At 63.4% G+C, this 20,173-nt stretch carries 22 protein-coding genes; 10 read left to right on the top strand and 12 right to left on the bottom strand.

Annotation, left to right across the window (positions count from 1 at the left end; genetic code table 11):
- The 9 genes from B2Z70_RS06705 to B2Z70_RS06665 form a co-directional block, all read left to right on the top strand.
- Window positions 1–468, top strand: a 468-nt coding sequence (locus tag B2Z70_RS06705; RefSeq protein WP_292982083.1) for a TonB-dependent receptor domain-containing protein, incomplete at its 5' end; no start/stop codon positions are given.
- Window positions 469–718: 250 nt separating this feature from the next.
- Entirely contained in the window at window positions 719–1,900 is a 1,182-nt protein-coding gene (locus B2Z70_RS06700) for an acyltransferase family protein (RefSeq protein ID WP_009801797.1), read from the top strand.
- A gap of 84 nt (window positions 1,901–1,984) precedes the next feature.
- The gene (locus B2Z70_RS06695; protein WP_292982082.1) at window positions 1,985–2,527 is read left to right on the top strand and encodes a hypothetical protein; all 543 of its coding nucleotides are present in this window, start codon (window positions 1,985–1,987) and stop codon (window positions 2,525–2,527) included.
- Between the two features lie 11 nt (window positions 2,528–2,538).
- Window positions 2,539–2,844: a winged helix-turn-helix domain-containing protein gene (locus B2Z70_RS06690; protein ID WP_009801795.1), complete on the top strand. Its 306-nt coding sequence runs from the start codon at window positions 2,539–2,541 to the stop codon at window positions 2,842–2,844.
- 82 nt (window positions 2,845–2,926) lie between these two features.
- A complete protein-coding gene (locus tag B2Z70_RS06685; RefSeq protein WP_292982081.1) occupies window positions 2,927–3,445 on the top strand; it encodes a winged helix-turn-helix transcriptional regulator in 519 nt (172 codons plus the stop codon).
- Window positions 3,442–4,056 carry a 2-hydroxychromene-2-carboxylate isomerase gene (locus tag B2Z70_RS06680; protein ID WP_009801793.1) on the top strand — a complete coding sequence of 205 codons (615 nt, stop codon included), beginning with the start codon at window positions 3,442–3,444 and terminating at the stop codon, window positions 4,054–4,056. Before B2Z70_RS06685 ends, B2Z70_RS06680 begins: the two co-directional genes overlap by 4 nt.
- A 97-nt stretch (window positions 4,057–4,153) precedes the next feature.
- On the top strand, window positions 4,154–4,555 hold the full coding sequence (locus B2Z70_RS06675; protein ID WP_009801792.1) for a hypothetical protein: 402 nt from the start codon (window positions 4,154–4,156) through the stop codon (window positions 4,553–4,555).
- An 84-nt stretch (window positions 4,556–4,639) separates the two neighbouring features.
- Window positions 4,640–6,742, top strand: coding sequence for a TonB-dependent receptor (locus B2Z70_RS06670; protein ID WP_292982080.1), 2,103 nt, complete (start codon window positions 4,640–4,642; stop codon window positions 6,740–6,742).
- A gap of 55 nt (window positions 6,743–6,797) precedes the next feature.
- Window positions 6,798–7,589 (top strand): thermonuclease family protein, encoded by a 792-nt coding sequence (locus B2Z70_RS06665; RefSeq protein WP_009801790.1) that lies wholly within the window; start codon window positions 6,798–6,800, stop codon window positions 7,587–7,589.
- A 2-nt stretch (window positions 7,590–7,591) separates the two neighbouring features.
- On the opposite strand, the gene B2Z70_RS06660 is transcribed toward B2Z70_RS06665, so the two are convergent.
- The 7 genes from B2Z70_RS06660 to B2Z70_RS06630 form a co-directional block, all read right to left on the bottom strand.
- Window positions 7,592–8,497 carry an RNA polymerase factor sigma-32 gene (locus B2Z70_RS06660; RefSeq protein WP_009801789.1) on the bottom strand — a complete coding sequence of 302 codons (906 nt, stop codon included), beginning with the start codon at window positions 8,495–8,497 and terminating at the stop codon, window positions 7,592–7,594.
- Between the two features lie 181 nt (window positions 8,498–8,678).
- Window positions 8,679–9,197 (bottom strand): CarD family transcriptional regulator, encoded by a 519-nt coding sequence (locus B2Z70_RS06655; RefSeq protein ID WP_009801788.1) that lies wholly within the window; start codon window positions 9,195–9,197, stop codon window positions 8,679–8,681.
- 282 nt (window positions 9,198–9,479) lie between these two features.
- Entirely contained in the window at window positions 9,480–9,815 is a 336-nt protein-coding gene (fdxA, locus tag B2Z70_RS06650) for a ferredoxin FdxA (RefSeq protein ID WP_009801787.1), read from the bottom strand.
- A gap of 72 nt (window positions 9,816–9,887) precedes the next feature.
- Entirely contained in the window at window positions 9,888–10,322 is a 435-nt protein-coding gene (locus B2Z70_RS06645) for a tellurite resistance TerB family protein (RefSeq protein ID WP_009801786.1), read from the bottom strand.
- 24 nt (window positions 10,323–10,346) lie between these two features.
- Window positions 10,347–10,631 carry an RNA-binding S4 domain-containing protein gene (locus tag B2Z70_RS06640; protein WP_009801785.1) on the bottom strand — a complete coding sequence of 95 codons (285 nt, stop codon included), beginning with the start codon at window positions 10,629–10,631 and terminating at the stop codon, window positions 10,347–10,349.
- Window positions 10,628–13,441, bottom strand: a complete 2,814-nt coding sequence (locus tag B2Z70_RS06635; RefSeq protein WP_292982079.1) for a helicase-related protein — start codon at window positions 13,439–13,441, stop codon at window positions 10,628–10,630. Before B2Z70_RS06635 ends, B2Z70_RS06640 begins: the two co-directional genes overlap by 4 nt.
- A 46-nt stretch (window positions 13,442–13,487) precedes the next feature.
- On the bottom strand, window positions 13,488–14,297 hold the full coding sequence (locus B2Z70_RS06630) for a DUF3108 domain-containing protein (protein WP_009801783.1): 810 nt from the start codon (window positions 14,295–14,297) through the stop codon (window positions 13,488–13,490).
- 204 nt (window positions 14,298–14,501) lie between these two features.
- Here B2Z70_RS06630 and rpmB point away from each other — a divergent pair, with 204 nt between their 5' ends.
- Window positions 14,502–14,789 carry a 50S ribosomal protein L28 gene (gene rpmB / locus B2Z70_RS06625; protein WP_009801782.1) on the top strand — a complete coding sequence of 96 codons (288 nt, stop codon included), beginning with the start codon at window positions 14,502–14,504 and terminating at the stop codon, window positions 14,787–14,789.
- Between the two features lie 75 nt (window positions 14,790–14,864).
- On the opposite strand, the gene B2Z70_RS06620 is transcribed toward rpmB, so the two are convergent.
- The 5 genes from B2Z70_RS06620 to B2Z70_RS06600 form a co-directional block, all read right to left on the bottom strand.
- Window positions 14,865–15,884: an esterase-like activity of phytase family protein gene (locus tag B2Z70_RS06620; RefSeq protein ID WP_292982078.1), complete on the bottom strand. Its 1,020-nt coding sequence runs from the start codon at window positions 15,882–15,884 to the stop codon at window positions 14,865–14,867.
- Between the two features lie 48 nt (window positions 15,885–15,932).
- Complete coding sequence (gene cobT, locus B2Z70_RS06615; protein WP_292982077.1) at window positions 15,933–17,765, bottom strand: cobaltochelatase subunit CobT; 1,833 nt, start codon at window positions 17,763–17,765, stop codon at window positions 15,933–15,935.
- Window positions 17,766–17,774: 9 nt separating this feature from the next.
- A complete protein-coding gene (gene cobS / locus B2Z70_RS06610; protein WP_292982076.1) occupies window positions 17,775–18,764 on the bottom strand; it encodes a cobaltochelatase subunit CobS in 990 nt (329 codons plus the stop codon).
- Between the two features lie 118 nt (window positions 18,765–18,882).
- A complete protein-coding gene (locus B2Z70_RS06605; protein ID WP_292982075.1) occupies window positions 18,883–19,890 on the bottom strand; it encodes a hypothetical protein in 1,008 nt (335 codons plus the stop codon).
- A gap of 82 nt (window positions 19,891–19,972) precedes the next feature.
- The coding region (locus B2Z70_RS06600; RefSeq protein WP_292982074.1) for a J domain-containing protein at window positions 19,973–20,173 on the bottom strand (201 nt) is incomplete at its 5' end.

Raw genomic sequence — 20,173 nt, 5'->3', positions numbered from 1 at the left:
GATCTGACCGGCATCGAGCTGAACTATCAGCAGGCGCTGACCATGCTGCCCGGTCTGCTCCAGCACACCATCGTGGGCGCCAACTACACCTATGTGGACTCCGAGGCGACCCTGTCTGATGGCCGTGAGATCACCTTGCCGCTGCAGTCCCAGAACGTGGCGAACCTGATCCTGGGCTATGACGATGGCCGTCTGGATCTTCGCGCTGCGGTCTCCTACCGCGACGCCTATATCGATGAACTGGGCGACAGCGCAGCCGAGGATCGCATCATTCTCGAGCACACTCAGTTCGACTTCTCGGCCAAGTATGACCTGACCGAGAATTTCCGCCTCTACTTTGACTACAAGAACGCCTTCGACGAGCCGTTCCGCGCCGCCTTCCGCGATGCCGGTCGGGAGCTGAGCTCGCAATACGAAGAGTATGGCTGGCAGGCCCAGTTCGGCTTCCGCTACACCTTCGGCGGCTAGGTCAAAGATCAGGACTGTGAGAACCCCCGGGGCCAGGCTCCGGGGGTTTTTAGTGTCTGGCGTCCCGGTGAGGACTGGGGTGCGGCGCGGGCCTCTTTCGCCGTCTTCTATAATCCCAACTATTTCAAGGGCATGAGCCTCGCTCTGGCGTGCGTGGTGAAGGCGTGCTCGAAGGAAATCCGCATTTTTCGATAAAAGTGGTTTATAAAATAAACTAGTTTGTGTACATGGGGCGGGAAAGGAGATTTCAATGACCACTTCCTCCCCAGAACGGCTTCATGCGCTGGACGCCTTGCGCGCCAGCGCCCTCTTGCTCGGGGTCGTGTTGCACGCGACCTTGTCCTTCTTCCCCACGACGGGGGTCTGGCTGATCGCCGATACGGACCGCTCCTCGCTGATGTCGGGCCTGTTCTTCGTGATCCATGCCTTCCGCATGCCCCTGTTCTTCCTGCTGGCGGGCTTCTTCGGCCGCATGATGTATCGGCGCATGGGCGCTGGCCGGTTCGCTCTGAGCCGTCTCAAGCGCATCGGGCTTCCATTTGTAAGCCTCTGGCCGATCATGTTCGTGGCCTTCATCGCCCTGTTCATCTGGGGCATGACGGCCATGTACGGCCCGCTGCCCGAAGGCGAGGCGCCGCCACTGAACTGGCGCACCCTGCCGCTGAGCCATTTGTGGTTTCTGTATGTGCTGCTGCTGATCTATCCGGCGGCGATCCTGACGGCTCTGGCGGCCAGGATCATTCCGGGCGCCGACGCGCTGGGGCGCGCCGTCGACAAGCTGATCGCCATGCTGGCCGGTACGCCGTTCCTGCTGGTTGCGCCGGCGGCTCTCGTTGCTGCCCTGGTGTTTTCAGACAGCTCCGGCCCGATCTGGTTCGGCGTGCGTTCACCCGATATGGGATTGTTGCCGAATACGCCTGCGCTGGTGACCTTCCCGTTCGCGTTCTGGATGGGGTGGATGATGCAGCGTCAGATGCACGTGCTCGACCAGCTCAAAGGTGTCTGGTTCATCAATCTGGGCCTGGCTGCGCTGGCGACGGCCGGGTGTTTTGTTTTGGTCGGATTCAGTCCGGACTTGATGATGGCGCTGACTGAAATGAAAAAAGCCCTGTTCGGTCTGGCCCTGGGGGTCGCCATGTGGGGCTTCATCTTTGGCTTTATCGGTCTGTTTCAGGCCCTCATGAACCATCATAGCCCTGTCTGGCGCTATCTGGCCGACTCCTCGTACTGGGTGTATCTCGTTCACCTGCCTTTGGTGGTCACGCTCCAGATCTGGATGTTTGACTGGGTGCTGCCAGCGGAGGTGAAACTGGTTCTGATCCTGCTGATCGCAATGCCGATCCTGTTGGTCAGCTATCATTTGCTGGTTCGTGGGACCTTCATTGGATGGATCCTGAACGGACGCACCAAGCCGGTCTTCCGGCGTAAATGAGCATAACGGTGGAGCCGCATGACAACCGAAACCGGTTTGGGTGATGACCTGACTTTTATCCGGTCGCTCTTGAAAGAGCGTCCCGTGCAGCTCCGCACCACCGGCCAGCTCTATGGGCTGGCCGGTCTGTGCTACGGGCTTTATGCGCTGGCGTGCGGTTTCGCATTGCTGGGCTGGTCGCCCTTGGGCGATGCCACCTTCTGGATCGGCACGCTGGCGTCCAATGGCGTGTTCTGTGTCGGCGTGATCGTCCTGTCCGTGCGCGCCAAAACCCCTGAAGGCGTCGCCAACCGCGCGCTGACGGGCGGTTTCGCCGGTGTGGGGATCGCCAATGCGGTGGCGGCCCTTGGCTTTTTCCTGGCTCAGCGCACAGGATTGGGAGCAGAGGTCTGGATTCTCTTTCCCATGGTGGTCGCGGCGTTTCAGGGCGCGTGCTGGTTTCTGGCCGCTCTGGTCACACGCCGTCTTTGGACCGCGGTGATCGCTGCCGGCTGGTATCTCAGCGTGCTGGTTCTGGCCCTGCTGATCAGCATGGTCTGGGCCTATATGCTGGTTCTGGGGGCGGTGCTGCTTCTGCTGATGGCGCTTCCTGGCTGGATCCTGATCCGCTCGGCGTCCAACCCTTAATCTGATCGCTTATGAGTTCGTTTGATATCGATAAGCTTGATGATGTGATCCACAGCCGCTTGCGGCTGGGGATCATGACCTTGCTGGCTGATTCAGAAGCAGAAACCTTCAACGCGCTTAAAGAGGCGCTCAAAGCCACCCAGGGCAATCTCTCCATCCAGCTCAGAAAGCTGGAGGAGGCGGGCTATGTCTCGATCGACAAGCAGATCGTCTCACGCAAGACGCTGACCACAGCGCGCTTGACGCCAGAAGGCCGCAAGGCGTTCGATGCCTATCTGGAAGCGCTATATTCCATGGTGGGCCGGAAACCCGATTGAATTGCAAAGTCTTGCGTCCGCCCTCTTGAAGCGCCGCGCTAAATTGGTTGCTTAAAGAAACTAAATGGGTCAGTCTCGCCGCATGACCCGAACCTCCCTCTCCCGTTATCCGTGTCCGGTCGCCCGAGCCGTCGATGTGATCGGCGACCCTTGGAGCTTGCTGGTTCTGCGGGACGCCATCGCGGGCGTGCGCCGGTTCTCGGACTTCAAGACCCGCCTTGGCGTGTCGGCGAAAATCCTGACGGATCGTCTGACCACGCTTGTGGAGCAGGGCGTGCTGGTGCGTCAGGTGACAGCGCCGGGCAAGCAGCGCTTTGAGTATGAGCTGACCGATAAGGGCCGGGAGCTGGCCCCGGCATTGATCGCCCTCATGCAATGGGGCGAGCGCTGGACCTTCGAGCCGGGGCGCTCGCCAGTGCGCCTCAGCGTGCGCGAGACCGGTGAAGCGCTGGCGCCGGTGCGTCTTGAGACGGCGTCGGGTCGTGAGGTCGAGGTGTCAGACCTTGAGATGAGCGCTACCGACGCCGCGCCTGAGATCACCCGACAATCCTACGCCGCGCTCAAGGCGCGGGCGAACCGCAACAAGGACGCGCAATCATGATCGAGCCCGATTTCATCACCGATCTGGGCAGCCCGAACGCCTATCTGGTCCACAAGGTCCTGCCGCAGATCGAGAGTCGCACAGGGGCGCGGTTTCGCTATCGCCCCTGCCTTCTGGGCGGAATCTTCAAGGAGACGGGCAATCAGTCGCCCTTCTTCGCCTTCGCCGACATCAAGCACAAGCTTGATTACGAGATGCTGGAAGTCCGCCGCTATGTGGCCGCGCACGATCTGACCGCCTTCAAGTTCAATTCCCACTTTCCGATGAACACCCTGACCCTGATGCGCATGGCGGCGTCGGTGGAGCTCGATGCGCCCGATCAGCTGCGCGCCTTCTTTGACGCCGGGTTCGTCGGCATGTGGGAACTGGATCGTGATTTCACGCAGGACGAGGTCATCAGGGCGCATTTCTCGGACGCTGGCTTTGACGCGGACAGGCTGCTTGCCCGGACTTCAGACACCGAGGTGAAGGCGCATCTCATCGCCAACACCCAGGACGCGGTCGGGCGGGGCGTTTTCGGCATGCCCACCATCTTCGTGGGCGAGGAAATGTTCTACGGCAAGGAACGGCTCGCCCAGATCGAGGCCCAGATTTTACGACAGTTGTCGTGAACATGGCTCCGCCCGGTCTCTGTGCTTGAGCACGGGATGACCGGCTGAGACATTCCGGCGCCTTCCCAGTCACGCTTGTCTGGCCTATAGCGCGATCATGTTTCGTGCGTCCCATCCGGTCCTGATCCGTCTCGCTGCGGTCCTCATCGCCCTTCAGGCGCTTTGGTCTCCGGCTGCGACCACGGCCTATGCCGCCGGGTTTGACGCTGCGAAATACATGTGCGGTCAGGTCGTGCGCGATGCGGAAGCCCGCGCGGCCATTGCCGAACTCGCGGCCTTGACGGGGCTGGAAGACCCGCAACCTGCCCCTGATCATGAGGCTTCTGATTGCGTCGCCTGCATGCTGGGCCAGGCGGTTGCTCTGGCGGACGACGTTCAGGCTCTGACACTCGTTCCGCCTGTTTCGGCCGACCCGCGCCCCTTGCGGATCGATCGGGCGAGCCCGCGCCAGCCTGCAGGTCCGCCCGTCGGGCTTCGCGCACCACCCCTCACGAACTGATCTCCCTTTGCGTCGCGCTTTGTGAAGCGCGTGTTGGCGCTCGGCCCCGCCGGGCGCGTGATCTGTTCTGAGAAACAAGACTCCATGACCAAAATTCTGTTCGCCGGCGTGTCTGCGCTGGCCCTGACCTCTGCCGCTTTCGCCAATGAGGCTGCTCCCGCTCCGCAATCGCGCTGGGTGGACGTGATCACCGTGACCGGTCAGTCCCCGGTCTCACTCGATCAGGACACGGTGCTGATTGATCTGGCGCCCGCGACGGCCCCGGACGCCGCCGGTCTCGCCGCCCGCCTTCCCGGTGCTGCGCTCATCGATAATGGCGCGCTGTCGGGCCAGGTGCAGTATCGCGGCCTTTATGGCTCTCGCGTCGCGGTGCGGCTGGACGGGCAGGCCTTCCATTCGGGCGGCCCCAATCTGATGGACCCGCCGCTCCACTACGCGCCCGCGCCCATGCTGGAACGCCTTGAAGTCACACGGGGCCCGTCCCCTGTCAGCCAGGGCCCATCCCTGAGCGCGGGCGTGAATGCGGTGTTCAAGCATCTCGGTTACGCGCAGGGCGAGACGCCGGAGCTTCATGCCGACCTCACCGCCATCGTGCGCAGCGTGGATGAAAGCACGGCTGTGGGCGGCGTAGCGGGTCTCGCCACGGCGCGGCAGCGGTTTGAAGTGCTGGCCTCAACCGAGCGCGGCGAGGACCTTGATACGCCGTATGGGACGCTCGTCGGGACCGAACATGCACGCGACGTCTATGGCTTTGGCTATGGCGCGCGCCTGACCGAGACGACCGAGCTGACGGCTGATTTCCGCTGGCAGGAGGGCGGGTTTACCGGCAATCCGCCTTTCCCCATGGACATCCGCTTCATGGACACCTCTTCAAGCCGTGTGGGGCTGAATACCGAGCTTGGGGGCTGGAGCCTGTCTTTCAAGGCCGGTCATGCGCGTGTGGACCACGCCATGAACAATTACGATCTGCGCCCGTCCCCTGCGCCCATGCAGATGCGTGAAACCTTCGCCAGCTCCGAGACCGTCAGCTTTGGGCTGGATGCAGAGCATGCCTTCCAGGGCGGCGTGATCCGGTTGGGCCTTGATCGCGCGAATGTCCGTCACGATACGACGGTGACCAACCCGATGAATGCGGACTTCTTCGTCACGCCCTTCCCGGATGTGGAGCTGGGCCGCACTGGCGTCTATGCCGAATGGGAAGGGCCGCTCTCCGCCTATGAGGTCTACGCCGGCCTGCGCGTGGATGCTCATGACGCCGATGCGGGAACCCCGCGCCTGGGTGCAGCCCTGCCCGCAGGGCCGCGCATGCTGGCGATGGCCTTCGCCCATGCCGATCGCTCCTGGGATGATGTGACGGTGGATGGCTTGCTGCGCATCGCCCGGCCGGTGTCCGACGCGCTGACCCTGCGCGGGGCGCTGGCGCGCAAATCGCGGGTCGGCGGGCAGGTCGAACGCTATGGCTGGCTGCCGATCACGGCGTCGGGCGGTCTGGCGGACGGCAATACCTATGTCGGCTCGCTCGATCTCAAGCCCGAAGTCGCAACCAGTCTCGAGGTGGGTTTTGATCTTGAAACGCCGCGCGCCTATCTGCGCCCGACCGCCTATGTCAGCTGGATCGAGGACTATATCCAGGGCGTGCCCGCCGAGCCCGATACGCCCGGCGTGGTCGATACGCCGCTGGAAATGGTCTCGGCGATGAATGGCGACCCGACGCCTCTGCGCTTTTCCAATGTGGATGCGCGGCTCTATGGCTTTGACGCCGATTTCGGCCTGCGGCTGAGCCAAAACTGGCGCGCGGACGGCGTGCTGACCTATGTGCGCGGCGAGCGCGAGGATGTGGATGATGATCTCTACCGCATCACGCCCGCAACTTTGCGCCTGAGCGCGACCTATGAGCAGAAAGTGTGGTCGGCCAGTCTTGAAACCCTGATGGTCGCCGAGCAGGACAAGGTCTCGACCGAGAACAGCGAACAGGCGACGCCGGGGCGTGTGCTTGTGAACGCCTATGGGCGCTGGGATGTGAGCGAGCGGGTCAGCCTGTCGGCGGGGATCGAGAACCTTCTGGATCAGCCCTATCGGGATCATCTGGGCGGCTATAACCGTAATGCCGGGCTGGGTGTGCCGATGGGTGAGCGCGTGCCGGGCGCCGGCGCCGGGGTCTGGATGCGTCTGAATACGCGTTTCTAGGCTTTGCGCTTTTCAGGCTGACGGGCAGTATATTCCCCTGTCGGGGGAGTATGCGATGACAAGGATCGCGTGGCTTGCGCTGGTTCTGTTTGGCCTGTCAGCCTGCAAGGGTGTTGAAGAGGGCGCGCCACAAGTCGTGGAGCCCGCAGGCGCCCGAACGGGCCATGGTTTTCTCTATGAAACCGGGGAGGGCGTGCGCGAGTACGCCCTTCTGGCCGGAATCCGCGGGGCCGACACCGATCAGTCCCGCGAGGCGCTGCAAGCCTTGCTCGATGAAGCCGGGCCGCGGCTGAGCCTTGTGGAGACCGAGGCCGGTCGTGACCGCTATGATCGCCCGATTGTCATTGCCGTTTTCGATCGGGCCGGAGAGACGGCGTATCTGGACGCAGAGATGGTAAAGTCGGGCCAGGCCTTGGTCTGGCCGCGTCCCGGAGCGGATGCACGCGCAGGCGTATTGCTGGCGCTTGAAGAAGAGGCCCGCATGTCTGGCGCGGGCGCCTGGGGCGAGGGCCATTTCACGATCCGCTCACCCGATCCCGACCCGCTCGCCCAGCATCTCGATAGCGCGCAGATCATGGAGGGCCGGGTGGTCGCCATCGGGGAGGCGCGCAATGGACGCCTCTATCTCAATTTCGGGATGAACTGGCGCACCGATTTCACCGTGAGCCTGAACCGTGAGGATCGTGAGCGGTTTGAGGCCGCGGGGCTTTATGACCCTGCGAGCCTCGAGGGTGCCCGCGTGCGGGTGCGTGGTTGGCTCTATGCTGAAAACGGCCCGATGATCCATGTGCAGAGCCCGTGGCAAATCGAGATTGTCGATGCGCCAGAGCCAGTGACCCTGCCCTGAGACTAGCTCGTGGGCAGAAGGCCAGCCTCTTCAGGATCGCCCACCACTTCGGTGAGATACTTCTTGAGCTTGTTCAGCGCTTGATGCTCGACCTGACGAACCCGTTCCTTCGAGATGCCGAGGCGTTCGCCCAGTTTTTCGAGCGTGACGCTATCCTCGCCCAGACGGCGTTCGCGAATGATCAGTTGTTCGCGTTCGCTCAATCGGGACAGGGCCTCGCCCAGCCACTGGGCGCGCTGGGCCTGGTCGCGGTCCTCCATCACCTGGGTCTCAGGATCCGGGTTCTCATCCGCCAGGAGGTCCTGCCATTCGCCTTCGCCATCCTCGGAGAAAGGCGCGTTCAGGGAGCGGTCGACGGCGGCCAGGCGGCTGGCCATCTTCTCCACATCGTCTTCACCCACACGCAGGGCCTGAGCGACATAGGCGCGGTTCTCCGGCGTCAGCTGGCCCGAACTCGTATCCTTGATCAGGGCGCGCAGGCGACGAAGATTGAAGAAGAGCGATTTCTGAGCCGCCGTTGTGCCCGTGCGCACGATGGACCAGTTGCGCAGCACATAGTCCTGGATCGAGGCGCGGATCCACCAGGTGGCATAGGTGGAAAAGCGCACTTCCCGTTCCGGCTCGAAGCGGGCGGCGGCCTGCATCAGGCCGATATTGCCTTCCGAAACCAGATCGGGAAACGGCAGGCCGTAATGGCGAAACTTGGCGGCGATCGAAATGACCAGTCGCATATAGGCGGTGGTCAGCGCATGCAGCGCCTCCTCATCGCCCTTCTCCTTCCAGGCCGTTGCAAGATTGAGCTCTTCCTCGCGCTCCAGCAGGGGGGCGTCCATCGCCTGCTTCATGAAGCGGCGGTCTGGGTCGGCGGAGCGCGCCGGGGCGGAGCGAGTCTGGGCAGAGTGTGACATCACAGTCGCTTTCGTTTCGCATGGGCCGTTGATCAGTTCATCAGCCTATACGCAACGCAGGCGCTGCTGGATCACGCAATGGTGTGATAGTTCACGAAATGCTGGGGTGGAATGCAAAGCGCCCCGCCAGACGATGTCTGACGGGGCGGCTTGAAATGACGCGCTGACAGGTTTTGACGCCTCAGGCGGCTTTCTTGGTCAGGGTCGTGGTCAGCATTTCCAGAGCCTTTTCGCGGTCGACCTTCTCGACGGCGGCGACTTCGCGCACCATGCGGTCGAGCGCGGATTCATAAAGCTGACGCTCGGAATAGGACGGCTCGGGCTGGTCTTCCTGGCGGTGCAGGTCGCGCACGACTTCCGCGATGGAGATCAGATCGCCAGAGTTGATTTTCGCTTCGTATTCCTGAGCGCGGCGGCTCCACATGGTGCGCTTGACCTTGGGCTTGCCCTTCAGGGTCTTGAGCGCATCCTTCAGGACGTCATCGCTGGCCAGCGGACGCATGCCGGCGGCGGTCGCTTTCGCGGTCGGCACGCGCAGGGTCATCTTGTCCTGTTCAAAGGAGACGACATAGACCTCGATATCAAATCCGGCGACGCTTTCTTTTTCGACGCCCACAACGCGGCCCACGCCATGGGCGGGATAGACCACATAGTCGCTTTTCTTGAACGTCTTGTTGTCGTTGGCGGATTTCTTGGTCATACGAGGCCCTCTCGTCCAAAGCCTGCCGAACTGATCCTGTGTACGAGGTCTAATGGACCGCGCAAAACCCCGCTCTGATCTTGAGTGAAGATCAGCGGCCGGGCTTTTTGTGAAACAGTTACATCAAGGCGGTTGCTGTCCCGGAATATGCGCATCTGCGCTCACCGAAGACAAAGACCATAACAGAAAAACTACAAAAACTCAACTTGATGCGCAGCAACAAGCATTCCGCCCCCGGAAGGCGGTTAACCGAATGCTAAGATTTTGACGGCGTTCAGGGATTCACGAAGCCGGCTTCTCGGAGAAGTATTTCTCCAGCTTGTTCGTGATGGTTTCGAACTCTTTGTAGTCCGCCGGCGGGTCCTTGCGCACCGTGATGTTCGGCCATTCGGTCGCGTATTTGGAATTGAGCGCCAGCCATTTGCCGTCTGCATCGTCCTCGGTGTCAGGCTTGATGGCCTCGATCGGGCATTCGGGCTCGCACACGCCGCAATCAATGCATTCGTCGGGATGAATGACGAGCATGTTCTCGCCTTCATAGAAGCAGTCCACAGGACAGACTTCCACGCAATCGGTGAACTTGCAGCGAATGCAGGCGTCAGTGACGATATAGGTCATCGCGCAGGCGGCCTCGGAACAATGTTGTTAGACAGAAAGTTGGCGGGGACATGGCCCCCTCGCGCCCGTTTGTCAACGGCCCGAGGCGGCATGTCGCGCTTCAGCCCGATCACGATCTGACAGACCCAGCAGCGGCGCCAGACGGCGGATCAGGGCGTCTTCATGCGCATCCCTTTCGCCATCGGCCAGCACCACGCGCCACAGGTCCTCGAGTATGCTCAGGCGTTGTTCGCGCGGCAATTGCTTGACCACATGGGTGAAGCGGTGATGGTCCACCGCCGCTTCGGCCAGGGTTTCGGCTTCATCCAGCAATTCCGCCGCGCGGGCTGCATCCAGGTCGAAACCGGCGCAGAGCACCGTAATGATCTCCGCCTCCTCGACCTCGGCGTAAATGCCGTCCGACAGGGCCGCTTCCACCAGTAGAACAGCTGTTGAGAGTTCCGGGCTCAGCGACCGCTCTTCAGCGGTTTCGGCTCCGGTAAAGAGGCGTTTCAAGGTCTCAAACATGATCGATCCAGAAAAGAACAGGCATTACTCGGTTTCAAGGCTGTAGCATGACTGCGCTTCGGGCGCGGGTCCACGCCGTTCCGGCAGCGCCCGCACCGTCAGCCGTAGCGGGTCTGCGTCCCGCCGGATGACAAGGCAGTCGCCGGGCCGCACCGGCGCGGCGGGCTTTGTCAGGCGGGTCACCTGTCCGTTGCGATCAATCCGTACAGCGCCTTTTTCAATCATTTGTCCGGCAAGACCGCGCGATTTGTAGAGGCGGGCCCGAAACAGCCACACATCACACCGCATGGACTCGCCGTGCGCGCTCATGAGCGGTCTTGTTCAGGACCTGCCGCATCAGAATCGACAGGGGCGTCGGCCGGCGTTTGAGCCGTGTCTGCAGGCGCTTCGGCCTTGGGCGTCTCCGGCGCCTCAGCAGCGGACTGTTCTGGAGACGCGTCCGTCTTGGCCTCGGCGGGCTTGGCTTTTGACTTCTTGCGCGGCTTGCGGCGTTTCTGATTGGCGGGCTTGGGCTGTTCGAGCTCCAGCGCGGCGAGCGCGGCGAAGGGGGAATCCGGATCGATCGGCTTGTCCTTCACCGGAGCCGGGCGGGGCCGGGCGTCCTTGCGCGGGCCGCCCTTGCCTTGTCCCTTGCCCTTGGCGTGCGGTTTCTGACCCGTTTGGGCGGGGCGTTGGGTCGAGCGCGACCGGCCGGACCACAGTTCAGGCTGATCCTCGGCCGCCTTCTGAACGCGGCGATAGCCCAGCGCCTTGAGCACTTCGCGCAGATCCTCGTTCGAGCAGCCCAAAAGCGCGGTCATCGGCGCATTCGGCTCGAAACGGCGTTCCTTGTTCTCAGAGCGCTGTTCGCGGATGAGATCCGCCAGACGCTCGAGCATATCAAGGCGCACGGCGCGCGGCCCGCACGGCTGGAAGCCCGCTGCGGCGTAATCAGCCAGGGTGTGGCGGCGATCATTGGGAATGCTGGTCAGGCCCGGCGGCGGGTTCACGGCGCGCTCTATATCGCCCTCATGAATCGCCTTGAGCATGGACAGCAGGCGGGCGGCCCCCGGTTTCAGCAGGGCGGGCATGAAGACGGCGTGTTCGCCAATGCGCACGCCCGCGCGGCGCAGGGATTGGCGTTCGGGAACGGACAGCGCCGCCAGCTCGTCCGCGAGCTTGATGCGAGACATGGCGCCGAAGCTTTCCACCAGCTGATAGGCGACGCCGCGAGCCAGGCCATCAAGCTTGCCGTCTTCCTTGAGCGCCTTGCGCAGGGCCAGAAGCGGTTCCAGTCGCGTCTCGGCCTGGCTGGCCGCGAAAGTCATGAGGCGCTTTTCGGCCTGGGCGATCAGCTCGCTCGATCCCAGCTCGCCGCCGATCAGCGTAACGCCGGGGGTGAAGGGGTCACTGCCCGCCTTCAGGCGACCGACCGGATCATCCTGCCAGCGCAGCACGCCGTCCTCGCCCAGCGCCAGTGCGCTGTCTTCAGCCTGGGAGAGCTGGGAGAGCAGGCGGTTCACTTCGGGGCGGACCGCTTTCATTGCGGCGTTCGCCACCGCCCGGCGCGCCAGCGGTTCGCCCGCAGCGTCGGCTTCAAAGCTCAGTCCGTTCAATCGTCCCACGAAATGGCCCTCCACAGTGACCTCGCCCAGGCGGTTCAGCCCGGCTTCCAAATCGGTTTTCTCTCGCAGCCCCTTCATCAGCGCGCTGGTGCGCCGGTCAATGAAGCGGGCGGTCAGGCGCTCATGAAGCGCATCGGAGAGCTGATCTTCAACCTCTCGGGTACGGCTCGTCCAATATTCAGGGTCTTTTGTCCAGTCCTTCCGGTGCGCCGCGTAAGACCAGGTGCGCACATAGGCCAGTCTCTGGGCCAGGGCGTCCACATCTCCTGCGGTCTTGGACAGGCGGCTCAACTGCGCATCCAGCCAGGCGTCCGGCAAATAGCCGCTTGGACTGGTCAGATGCATGTAGAGCGTTGAAATCAGACGCGCATGATCGTCCGGGCTGGCCTTCCGGAAGTCTGGAGTCCGGCACACATCCCACAGGCGCGCCGTGCCGCCACGCGCGGCGGCCCGGGCGCGAATGTCGGGGTCGCGGGAGACAAGATCGAGCACATCTTCATCCGATGCGCTGCGCACCCGTTCCAGCACGGGGTCGGGAGAGGGCGCGTTCAGGGAATGGCGCAGGCTGTCGAGCGAGCTGAGATCGAGATGGCTTTCACGCCAGGTCAGCTTCTTGATGGGTTCGAACTCGTGGTCCTCGACCCGTTCGATGATGTCAGGGTCCAGGGGGCGGGCGTCGGCGGTTTCGCCGAAGGTGCCGTCAGACCGGAAGCGGCCCGCCCGGCCGGCGATCTGGCCGACCTCCTGGGGGAACAGCCGGCGGCGCTTGCGGCCGTCGAATTTGGAATAGCTCGCGAAGGCGACGTGATCGACATCCATATTGAGACCCATGCCGATGGCGTCGGTCGCAATCAGGAAGTCCACTTCGCCCGATTGATAGAGCTCGACCTGGGCGTTGCGGGTGCGGGGGCTCAGCGCGCCCATCACCACCGCCGCTCCGCCCCGTTGTCGACGCACCAGCTCGGCGATGGAGTACACATCCTCGGAGCTGAAGGCGACAATAGCCGATCGGCGCGGCAGCTTGGTCAGCTTCTTGGCGCCGGCATAGCTGAGGGTGGAGAAGCGCTCGCGCTCCTCGATCTCGGCCTCGGGTATCAGATGGCGCAAGATGGGCCGCATGGTCGCCGCGCCCAGGAACAGTGTTTCCTGAGTGCCGCGGGCGTGCAGCAGCCGGTCGGTGAAGATATGGCCCCGCTCGGGATCGGCCGCGAGCTGGATCTCGTCCACGGCCAGGAAGGCGGGCCGCATGTTCAGCGGCATCGCCTCGACAGTGCACAGGAAATAGCGCGCCGTGGGCGGCACGATCTTCTCCTCGCCCGTGATCAGCGCCACCGACGCCGGCCCCTTGGCCTTGACCACCTTGTCGTAAAGTTCGCGCGCCAGGAGCCTCAGGGGCAGGCCGAATACGCCGGTCCCGTGCGCCATCATCCGCTCGAGCGCGAGATGGGTCTTGCCCGTATTGGTGGGGCCGAGGATCGCGGCGATACGGTGATCGCCTGCGCGGGCGCGTGACATGACGCTCTCCAGCGAGATTGAGCCGTAACCTTAGAAGGGATGCGGCCTATTGCGTAGCGTCGCCTGCATACAGCTGGGTGGCCTGGATGGTGATCGCGCCGATCCGGGTCTGGGCGCGGAAGCGCACCGGGACATGCACCCCGTCCACAGGGGCGAGCCAGATCGTCACCGGGCGGTTTGTTTCCTCTTCATCGGGGCGATCGCCCGGATCATAGCCGCTGATCGGTTCGATAAACGCCTGGCATCGAATGGCGTCCCCGGTCCACGCGCGCGTGCGCACTTCATCCAGGCCCAGATTGTTGAGCCGCAGATCATAGCGCGCCTTGCCGTCAAATACTGGCAACCGGCCTTCGCAAACCCCGTTCTCGTCGGTCGGCAGGGCGGTCATCAGGCTCAGAAGGGTCGAGATGGGATCAAGCGCGCCCGCCCGGTCCGCGTCACTGGCCGGGGGCTCGCCCATGGATCCGAAGGGCGGCTGGACATCAGGCATCGCCACATTGTTCTCGAAATCGATGCCGACCACGCGTCCCTTGTCGCTGGCGTGATTGATATGCTCATAGCGATAGGGGTGAAGGGCGTCCGGCTGACGATAGCCGTTCGTGGTCGCCTCGATATTGGTGTCGTCAAACCAGCGCAGCAATCCACCGCTCTGAAAAGTGGCGCCGGCTGAATACACGCCATCATTGAAACCGGCGCTCAGGGAGATGTCCGCGACCTTCAGAATCAGCACCGAGCCGGAATAGCGCACATAGACCTGCTCGGGCGGTTCGACGGTCTGCGCCTGGGCCGCCGCGGGCAGTGAGGCCATCGCCAGTGCGGCGAAAGCGGTGCGGGCGTGTTTGGACACTGTCAGCATGAAACTCTTATTCCTCTGGCCCCAGCCGGTGGGCTCAGCCTATCTAACGCGGTCTGGCTGCAAGATGAACGCCAGTTTCTGTGCGGCTGCGCCTTGACGCAGGCCGTCCGGACCGGTACATCGCCCGCTCTCGCGCCGCACCTTGGGTTTTCCCTCTCGCGGTCGCATATAATTTTACGACTGTTGTGGAACAAGGTGGAAGCCATGTCGCGCCGCTGCGAACTTACTGGGACGGGTCCGGTTTCGGGCAACAACGTGTCTCACGCCAACAACAAGACCAAGCGTCGCTTCCTGCCGAATCTGTGTCAGGTGACGCTCGCGTCTGAGGCCCTGGGCCGTTCCTTCCGTCTGCGCATCGCCGCCAAGGCCCTGCGCAGCGTCGACCATGTTGGTGGTCTGGACCAATTCCTGCTGAAAGCTCGTGATGAGCAGCTTTCCGGCAACGCGCTGAAAATCAAGCGCGAGCTGAAAAAAGCTGCGGCGGCCGCCTAAGCCGCTCACGTCTTGACGCGAGAAACAACGCCCGCCGGAAACGGCGGGCGTTTTTCGTTGCGTTTGTCGCCAGGATCACTGACGCGGTTCGAGGACGAAACTGAACAGCAGCGTGCGCTGGCTGTCGTTGTAATTATCGTCCGAGATCAGGAAGAGGCGTGTCTGGCCCTCGCGCTCGATGACCGCCATGCCCTCGAAATTGTCCACGCTCATCTCATCAGGCTCGATGGCGGCCAGCAATGTGGGGTGGAGTTCCGTGACATTGGGCGCCTCCGCGATCTGTTCGGCGGTCAGGTGCAGGATGTGGATGCGATTGCCCACGTCGCGTGACCAGAAACGCTGCAGGATGTAGAGCCCGTCCGCGCCGTCTGATTCCAGTTCGGTGACGCCGAATTCAGGCTCCATCGCCACCAGATAGGAATTTCCGGTCTGCTCCGGCTCGAACAGGTGCGTGCGGGAGAAGATGTGCACCGGGGCATTGCCCGTCGTGTGCTCCTGCGCGGACCAGAGCCAGTCGCCGATCACCGCGATCCCCTCCATGCCGGCGTTATTGGGCAGGGCTTCGGTTCCGAGCGGATTGGCGAGAGGCGTCGGCAGGGCGTCGTCCACACCGCTCCAGTCTTCACCCAGTTCATACCGCCAGATGCGGTGCTCGCGTTCAAAGCTGACGGCATAGGCGCCATCGCCAAGATCCGCGAGGCCCTCGGAGTCAGCGAAGTCGTCGGACACCGGCTCGCCGGCCTCGTCGAGGATCACCGTGATATGCGGTTCGCTGAGGCCGACGAGCGCATCGCCGTCATATTGCAGCGAGGCGGTCATCCAGTAGCCGCTGTCTGAGACCGCGAGCAAACGTCCGCCGTCTGGTGAAATATCGAGGGCGGACCAGCCGCCAAAGCGCTCATCGTCGAGATCAAGCGCGACCCCGCCCAGATAGCGCAGATCGCCCAGCCGCGTCCGCCCGGGATCGTCCGGGAAAAGCGGCAGGGGCGTCAAAGACAAGCTGGCGGATTCGGACGCGGTCTGCGCCTCGCCCCCTCCGCCACACGCGATCAAAAACGGGCACAGACAGACAGACAGGCCTAGACGGACAAGCATGCGAACCCCCAGTTCAAGCTCTCGGACTGGTTGTGGATTATGCACGCCCTAGCGGCGTTTGTCCTCTTCAAACAGGGCCGCCAGCTGGTCGGTCATGGCGCCGGCGAGCTGCTCTACATCCACAATCGTCACGGCCTTGCGGTAATACCGCGTCACATCATGGCCAATGCCGATGGCGAGAAGCTCAACATCGGACTTTGTCTCGATCATGGTGATAACTTCGCGCAAATGCTTTTCGAGATAGGCGGGCGAGTTCGCCGACTGGGTGCCGTCATCCACCGGCGCGCCGTCCGAGATCACCATCATGATGCGGCGCTGTTCGGGCCGGGCCAGCAGACGCTTGTGCGCCCAGAGCAGGGCTTCGCCGTCGATGTTTTCCTTCAGAAGGCCGTCTCGCAGCATCAGCCCCAGATTGGACCGGGATCTGCGCCAGGGGGCGTCCGCCGCCTTGTAGATGATATGGCGCAAATCGTTCAGACGGCCTGGATGGGGCGGCTTGCCCTGAGACAGCCATTCCTCCTTGGAGCGCCCGCCCTTCCAGGCGCGGGTGGTGAAGCCCAGGATCTCGGTCTTCACGCCGCACCGCTCCAGCGTCCGCGCCAGTATGTCGGCGCAGGCGGCGGCCACCAGGATCGGACGACCGCGCATGGAGCCGGAATTGTCCAGAAGCAGCGTAACGACCGTATCGCGGAAGTCGGTGTCCTTCTCCATCTTGAAGCTCAATGGCATCATCGGGTCCATGATGATGCGGGGCAGGCGCGCCGGATCGAGCTGGCCTTCCTCGAGATCGAAGGACCAGGAGCGTTGTTGCTGCGCCATCAGGCGGCGCTGCAGGCGATTGGCGAGACGCCCCACCGCGCTTTCAAGCCCCTTGAGATGCTGATCAAGCGTGCGGCGCAAACGGTTCAGCTCGGTGGAATCGCACAGGTCCGACGCCTGGATCACCTCGTCGAACTTGGTGGTGAACACCTTGTAGGCGTTGGGATCCTCGCCTGGCGGGCTGACCCAGTTGGGCTTGGCCGATTGCTGGGTCTCGCTGGGCTCGTCATCAGCCTCGACGCGGGTCTGGCTGTCCTCGGCGAAATGGATGTCGTCGGTATCGGCCGCGGTGCCCTTGGCGTCCGCCGCGTCGTCCTCGTCCTCACCCTGATCCGGGTCGCTGTCAGTATCGTCCTCGCCCGCTTCGGGCTCCTGCTCGACGCCGGCGTCGTCCTCGCTGTCGTCGGTGTCGTCCTCGTCCTGATCGTGCTCGCCCAGCTCGTCGGTCAGGTCGAGATCCCGGATCACCTGTCTGAGGGCCTCGGCATAGGCGCTTTGATCGTCTGCGGCTCCCGCCAGAGCATCGAGCGCTCCTCCGGCATGACTTTCCAGATCCTCGCGCCAGACCTGCATCAGGCCCTTGGCGTCGTCAGGAGCCGGGCGCCCGGTAATGCGCTCGCGCACCAGCATGGAGATGGCGTCTTCCAGCGGCGCGGTCTGCCGGTCCTCTGCATGGTTCCAGCCTTCACGGCGGCATCGGTCGGCCAGGGCGGCGTCGAGATTGTCCGCCACCCCGCGCATGGCTCGCGCGCCCAGAGCCTCGACACGCGCCTGCTCGGCGGCTTCAAAGATCTTGCGCGCCTGGGCGCCCGGCGGCAGGGCGGACTGGTGGGATTTGGAATTGTGAAGCTGCAGTCTGAGCGCCAGCGCGTCCGCCTTGCCGCGTAGACGCGCCGCATCCTCCGCCGTCATCTTCTCGGGCGGGTTGGGCAGCACGACCTTGCCGCGCGCCAGAGCCGCGTCGCCGCCGAACTTCACGTCCAGCTCGCGATCATGAGAGATCGCGCGCGTGGCCGCGCTCAGCGCACGCCGGAACTGATCTGCAGAAGAGGCGTCAGACATGCCGTGCCCTTAGGCCGCAGCGCCGGACGACAGGGCGCTCTCCGGCAGGTCCTCGCCGAAGACGCGCTGGAAGAATTCCGACACGATCGGGCGTTCCAGCTCATCGCACTTGTTCAGGAAGGTCAGGCGGAAGGCCACGCCCGGATTACCGAAGATCTGGGTGTTCTCCGCCCAGGTGAGCACGGTGCGCGGGCTCATCACGGTGGACAGATCGCCATTGATGAAGGCTTCGCGGGTGAGATCCGCGACGGCCACCATATCCGCAATCATCTTTGCGCCGGCTTCGGTCTTGCCGTACTCGCCCAGCTTGGCGGCGACGATGGCGCGCTCGGTCTCGGCGGGCAGATAGTTGAGGGTGGAGACGATCGACCAGCGGTCCATCTGACCCTGGTTGATCTGCTGGGTGCCATGATAGAGGCCGGTCGTGTCCCCGAGGCCCACCGTGTTGGTGGTGGCGAACAGGCGGAAGTTCGGGTTCGGGCGGATGACGCGGTTCTGGTCCAGCAGCGTCAGCGAGCCCGAGGCTTCCAGAACGCGCTGGATCACGAACATCACGTCCGGGCGGCCTGCATCGTATTCGTCAAACAGGAGCGCGACCGGGCGCTGCACGGCCCAGGGCAGGATGCCTTCCTGGAACTCGGTGATCTGCTGGCCGTCCTTCAGGACGATGGCGTCCTTGCCGACCATGTCGATCCGGCTGACATGGCTGTCGAGATTGACCCGGATCATGGGCCAGTTCAGCCGCGCGGCCACCTGCTCCACATGGGTGGACTTGCCCGTGCCGTGATAGCCCTGGACCATGACGCGCCGGTTGAAGGCGAAGCCCGCCAGAATGGCGCGTGTGGTGGCCGGATCAAACACATAGGTCGGGTCGATGTCCGGCACATGGGCGTCGCGCTGGGAAAAGGCGGCGACCTCGAACCCCGGGTCAAATCCGAACAGGGTCTGGCAATCGGCTTTGGCGTCGGGGGTGAGGCTGATCAGGGTATCGTCGGTCATACGCGGAAAGGCTCTTTGCTGCAGCGCGACAGGGTCGGGACAAACCATAAGCCTCAGACATAGCCCGTCCAAGCCCTGTCGCCACTCCAGCTCAGCACACAATGTCGCGTCTGCGTGATCAGGCCTCGCAGGTCCGCACCACCTGATCGGACAGCGCTCCAATCAGGGCGTCGCGGCTTTCGGGAAGATCCGCCTCGTTCGACGACAGCCAGCCGTCAAAGGACTGCCCGGACGATAAGGCTTCAGCCATGTCATTGAAGACGGCCTCGGAGCCGGTCTCGGCGGTCAGATAGTCAATCAGCGCCCGGGTCAGGCTGTAGAACTGCTCGGCCCCGATCATGTCGGCGCCCTGGGCCGTCAGCGTTTCTCCAGACATTACCATGATGCGCGGACCGTTCGAGGTGTCGCCGGACGCGGCTGCGGCCGCCGCCGCGCGATCGGCCGCCAGAGAGGCCAGCTGCAACAGCGGGTGCTCCATGCTGAAATAGCGCTCGAACTGGTCCGGCAGATCATCCGAGGCGGTTTCGCACAGGGCTTCGCGCCGGCTCTGTGTCAGAGCGTCGCTTTCCATCAGCACGGCGGCGGTTTCATCAAACCAGTCCGGCGCGGCGGCTGCGCCATAGGCGCGGGCGTCGCCCGTATCGACTTGCGGCCAGTCATAAAGATCCTTCACCCACATATGCCCCAGCTCGTGGGCAATGATCGCATCGGCGTGGCGGACCTTGTTGTTGTTCTCGACCCGCCCTGAGAGGGCCGCCTCGATCGTGGCGTCGATCACCGCTTGCGGAGAGCCCGCCATCTGGGCCTCGACCGCCGGGCGCACCTGGGCTTCCAGCTGGGCGCGCATGGCTTGAGGGGAGACCCAGGGTTTGACGACATAGCCGGCCTCATCCAGCTCACCGGTGAAGCCTGGAAACTCGGAACTGTCCTCAACAACGGCGGTCAGGCCCGGCATGCGATTGAAGACGTCAGCAAACCGCGTTTCCGCGTCCTGCATGGCGGACAGGATCAATTCGGCGCGCTCCGCGCTCGTGGAAACGGCTAGAAGATTATCGTCTTCAAGGCAGTGGGCGTTTGCAGGGCAGCTTGATAAGGCCAGCGACAGCGCCAGTGATGATAGAAACATGTGGTCCTCCCCAGTATGGAGGAGGGAAGGTGACCGGGGTCATCTTTCTGGATTCTGTCTGAGGCATTAAACTTTGGACAGGCTAACCCATGCCGCAGCTTTTGAGGATCTGATAGGCCTCGACCACTTTCTGCAGCAGCTCTTCCATGGACCGGTCGCCGCCATTGGAGTCCGGGTGGTATTGCCGGACCAGCTCGGCATAGCGACGGCGCACCATGGCCTTGTCGGCCTTGGGATCAAGATTGAGCGTGTCGAGGGCGCGTTTCTGCAAGCGGCCCATGCC

The organism is Oceanicaulis sp. UBA6590, assembly GCF_002433705.1.
Lineage (GTDB): Bacteria > Pseudomonadota > Alphaproteobacteria > Caulobacterales > Maricaulaceae > Oceanicaulis.
Note: the sequence above shows the minus strand (reverse complement) of the source record. Positions and strands in the feature narration are given on the sequence as shown.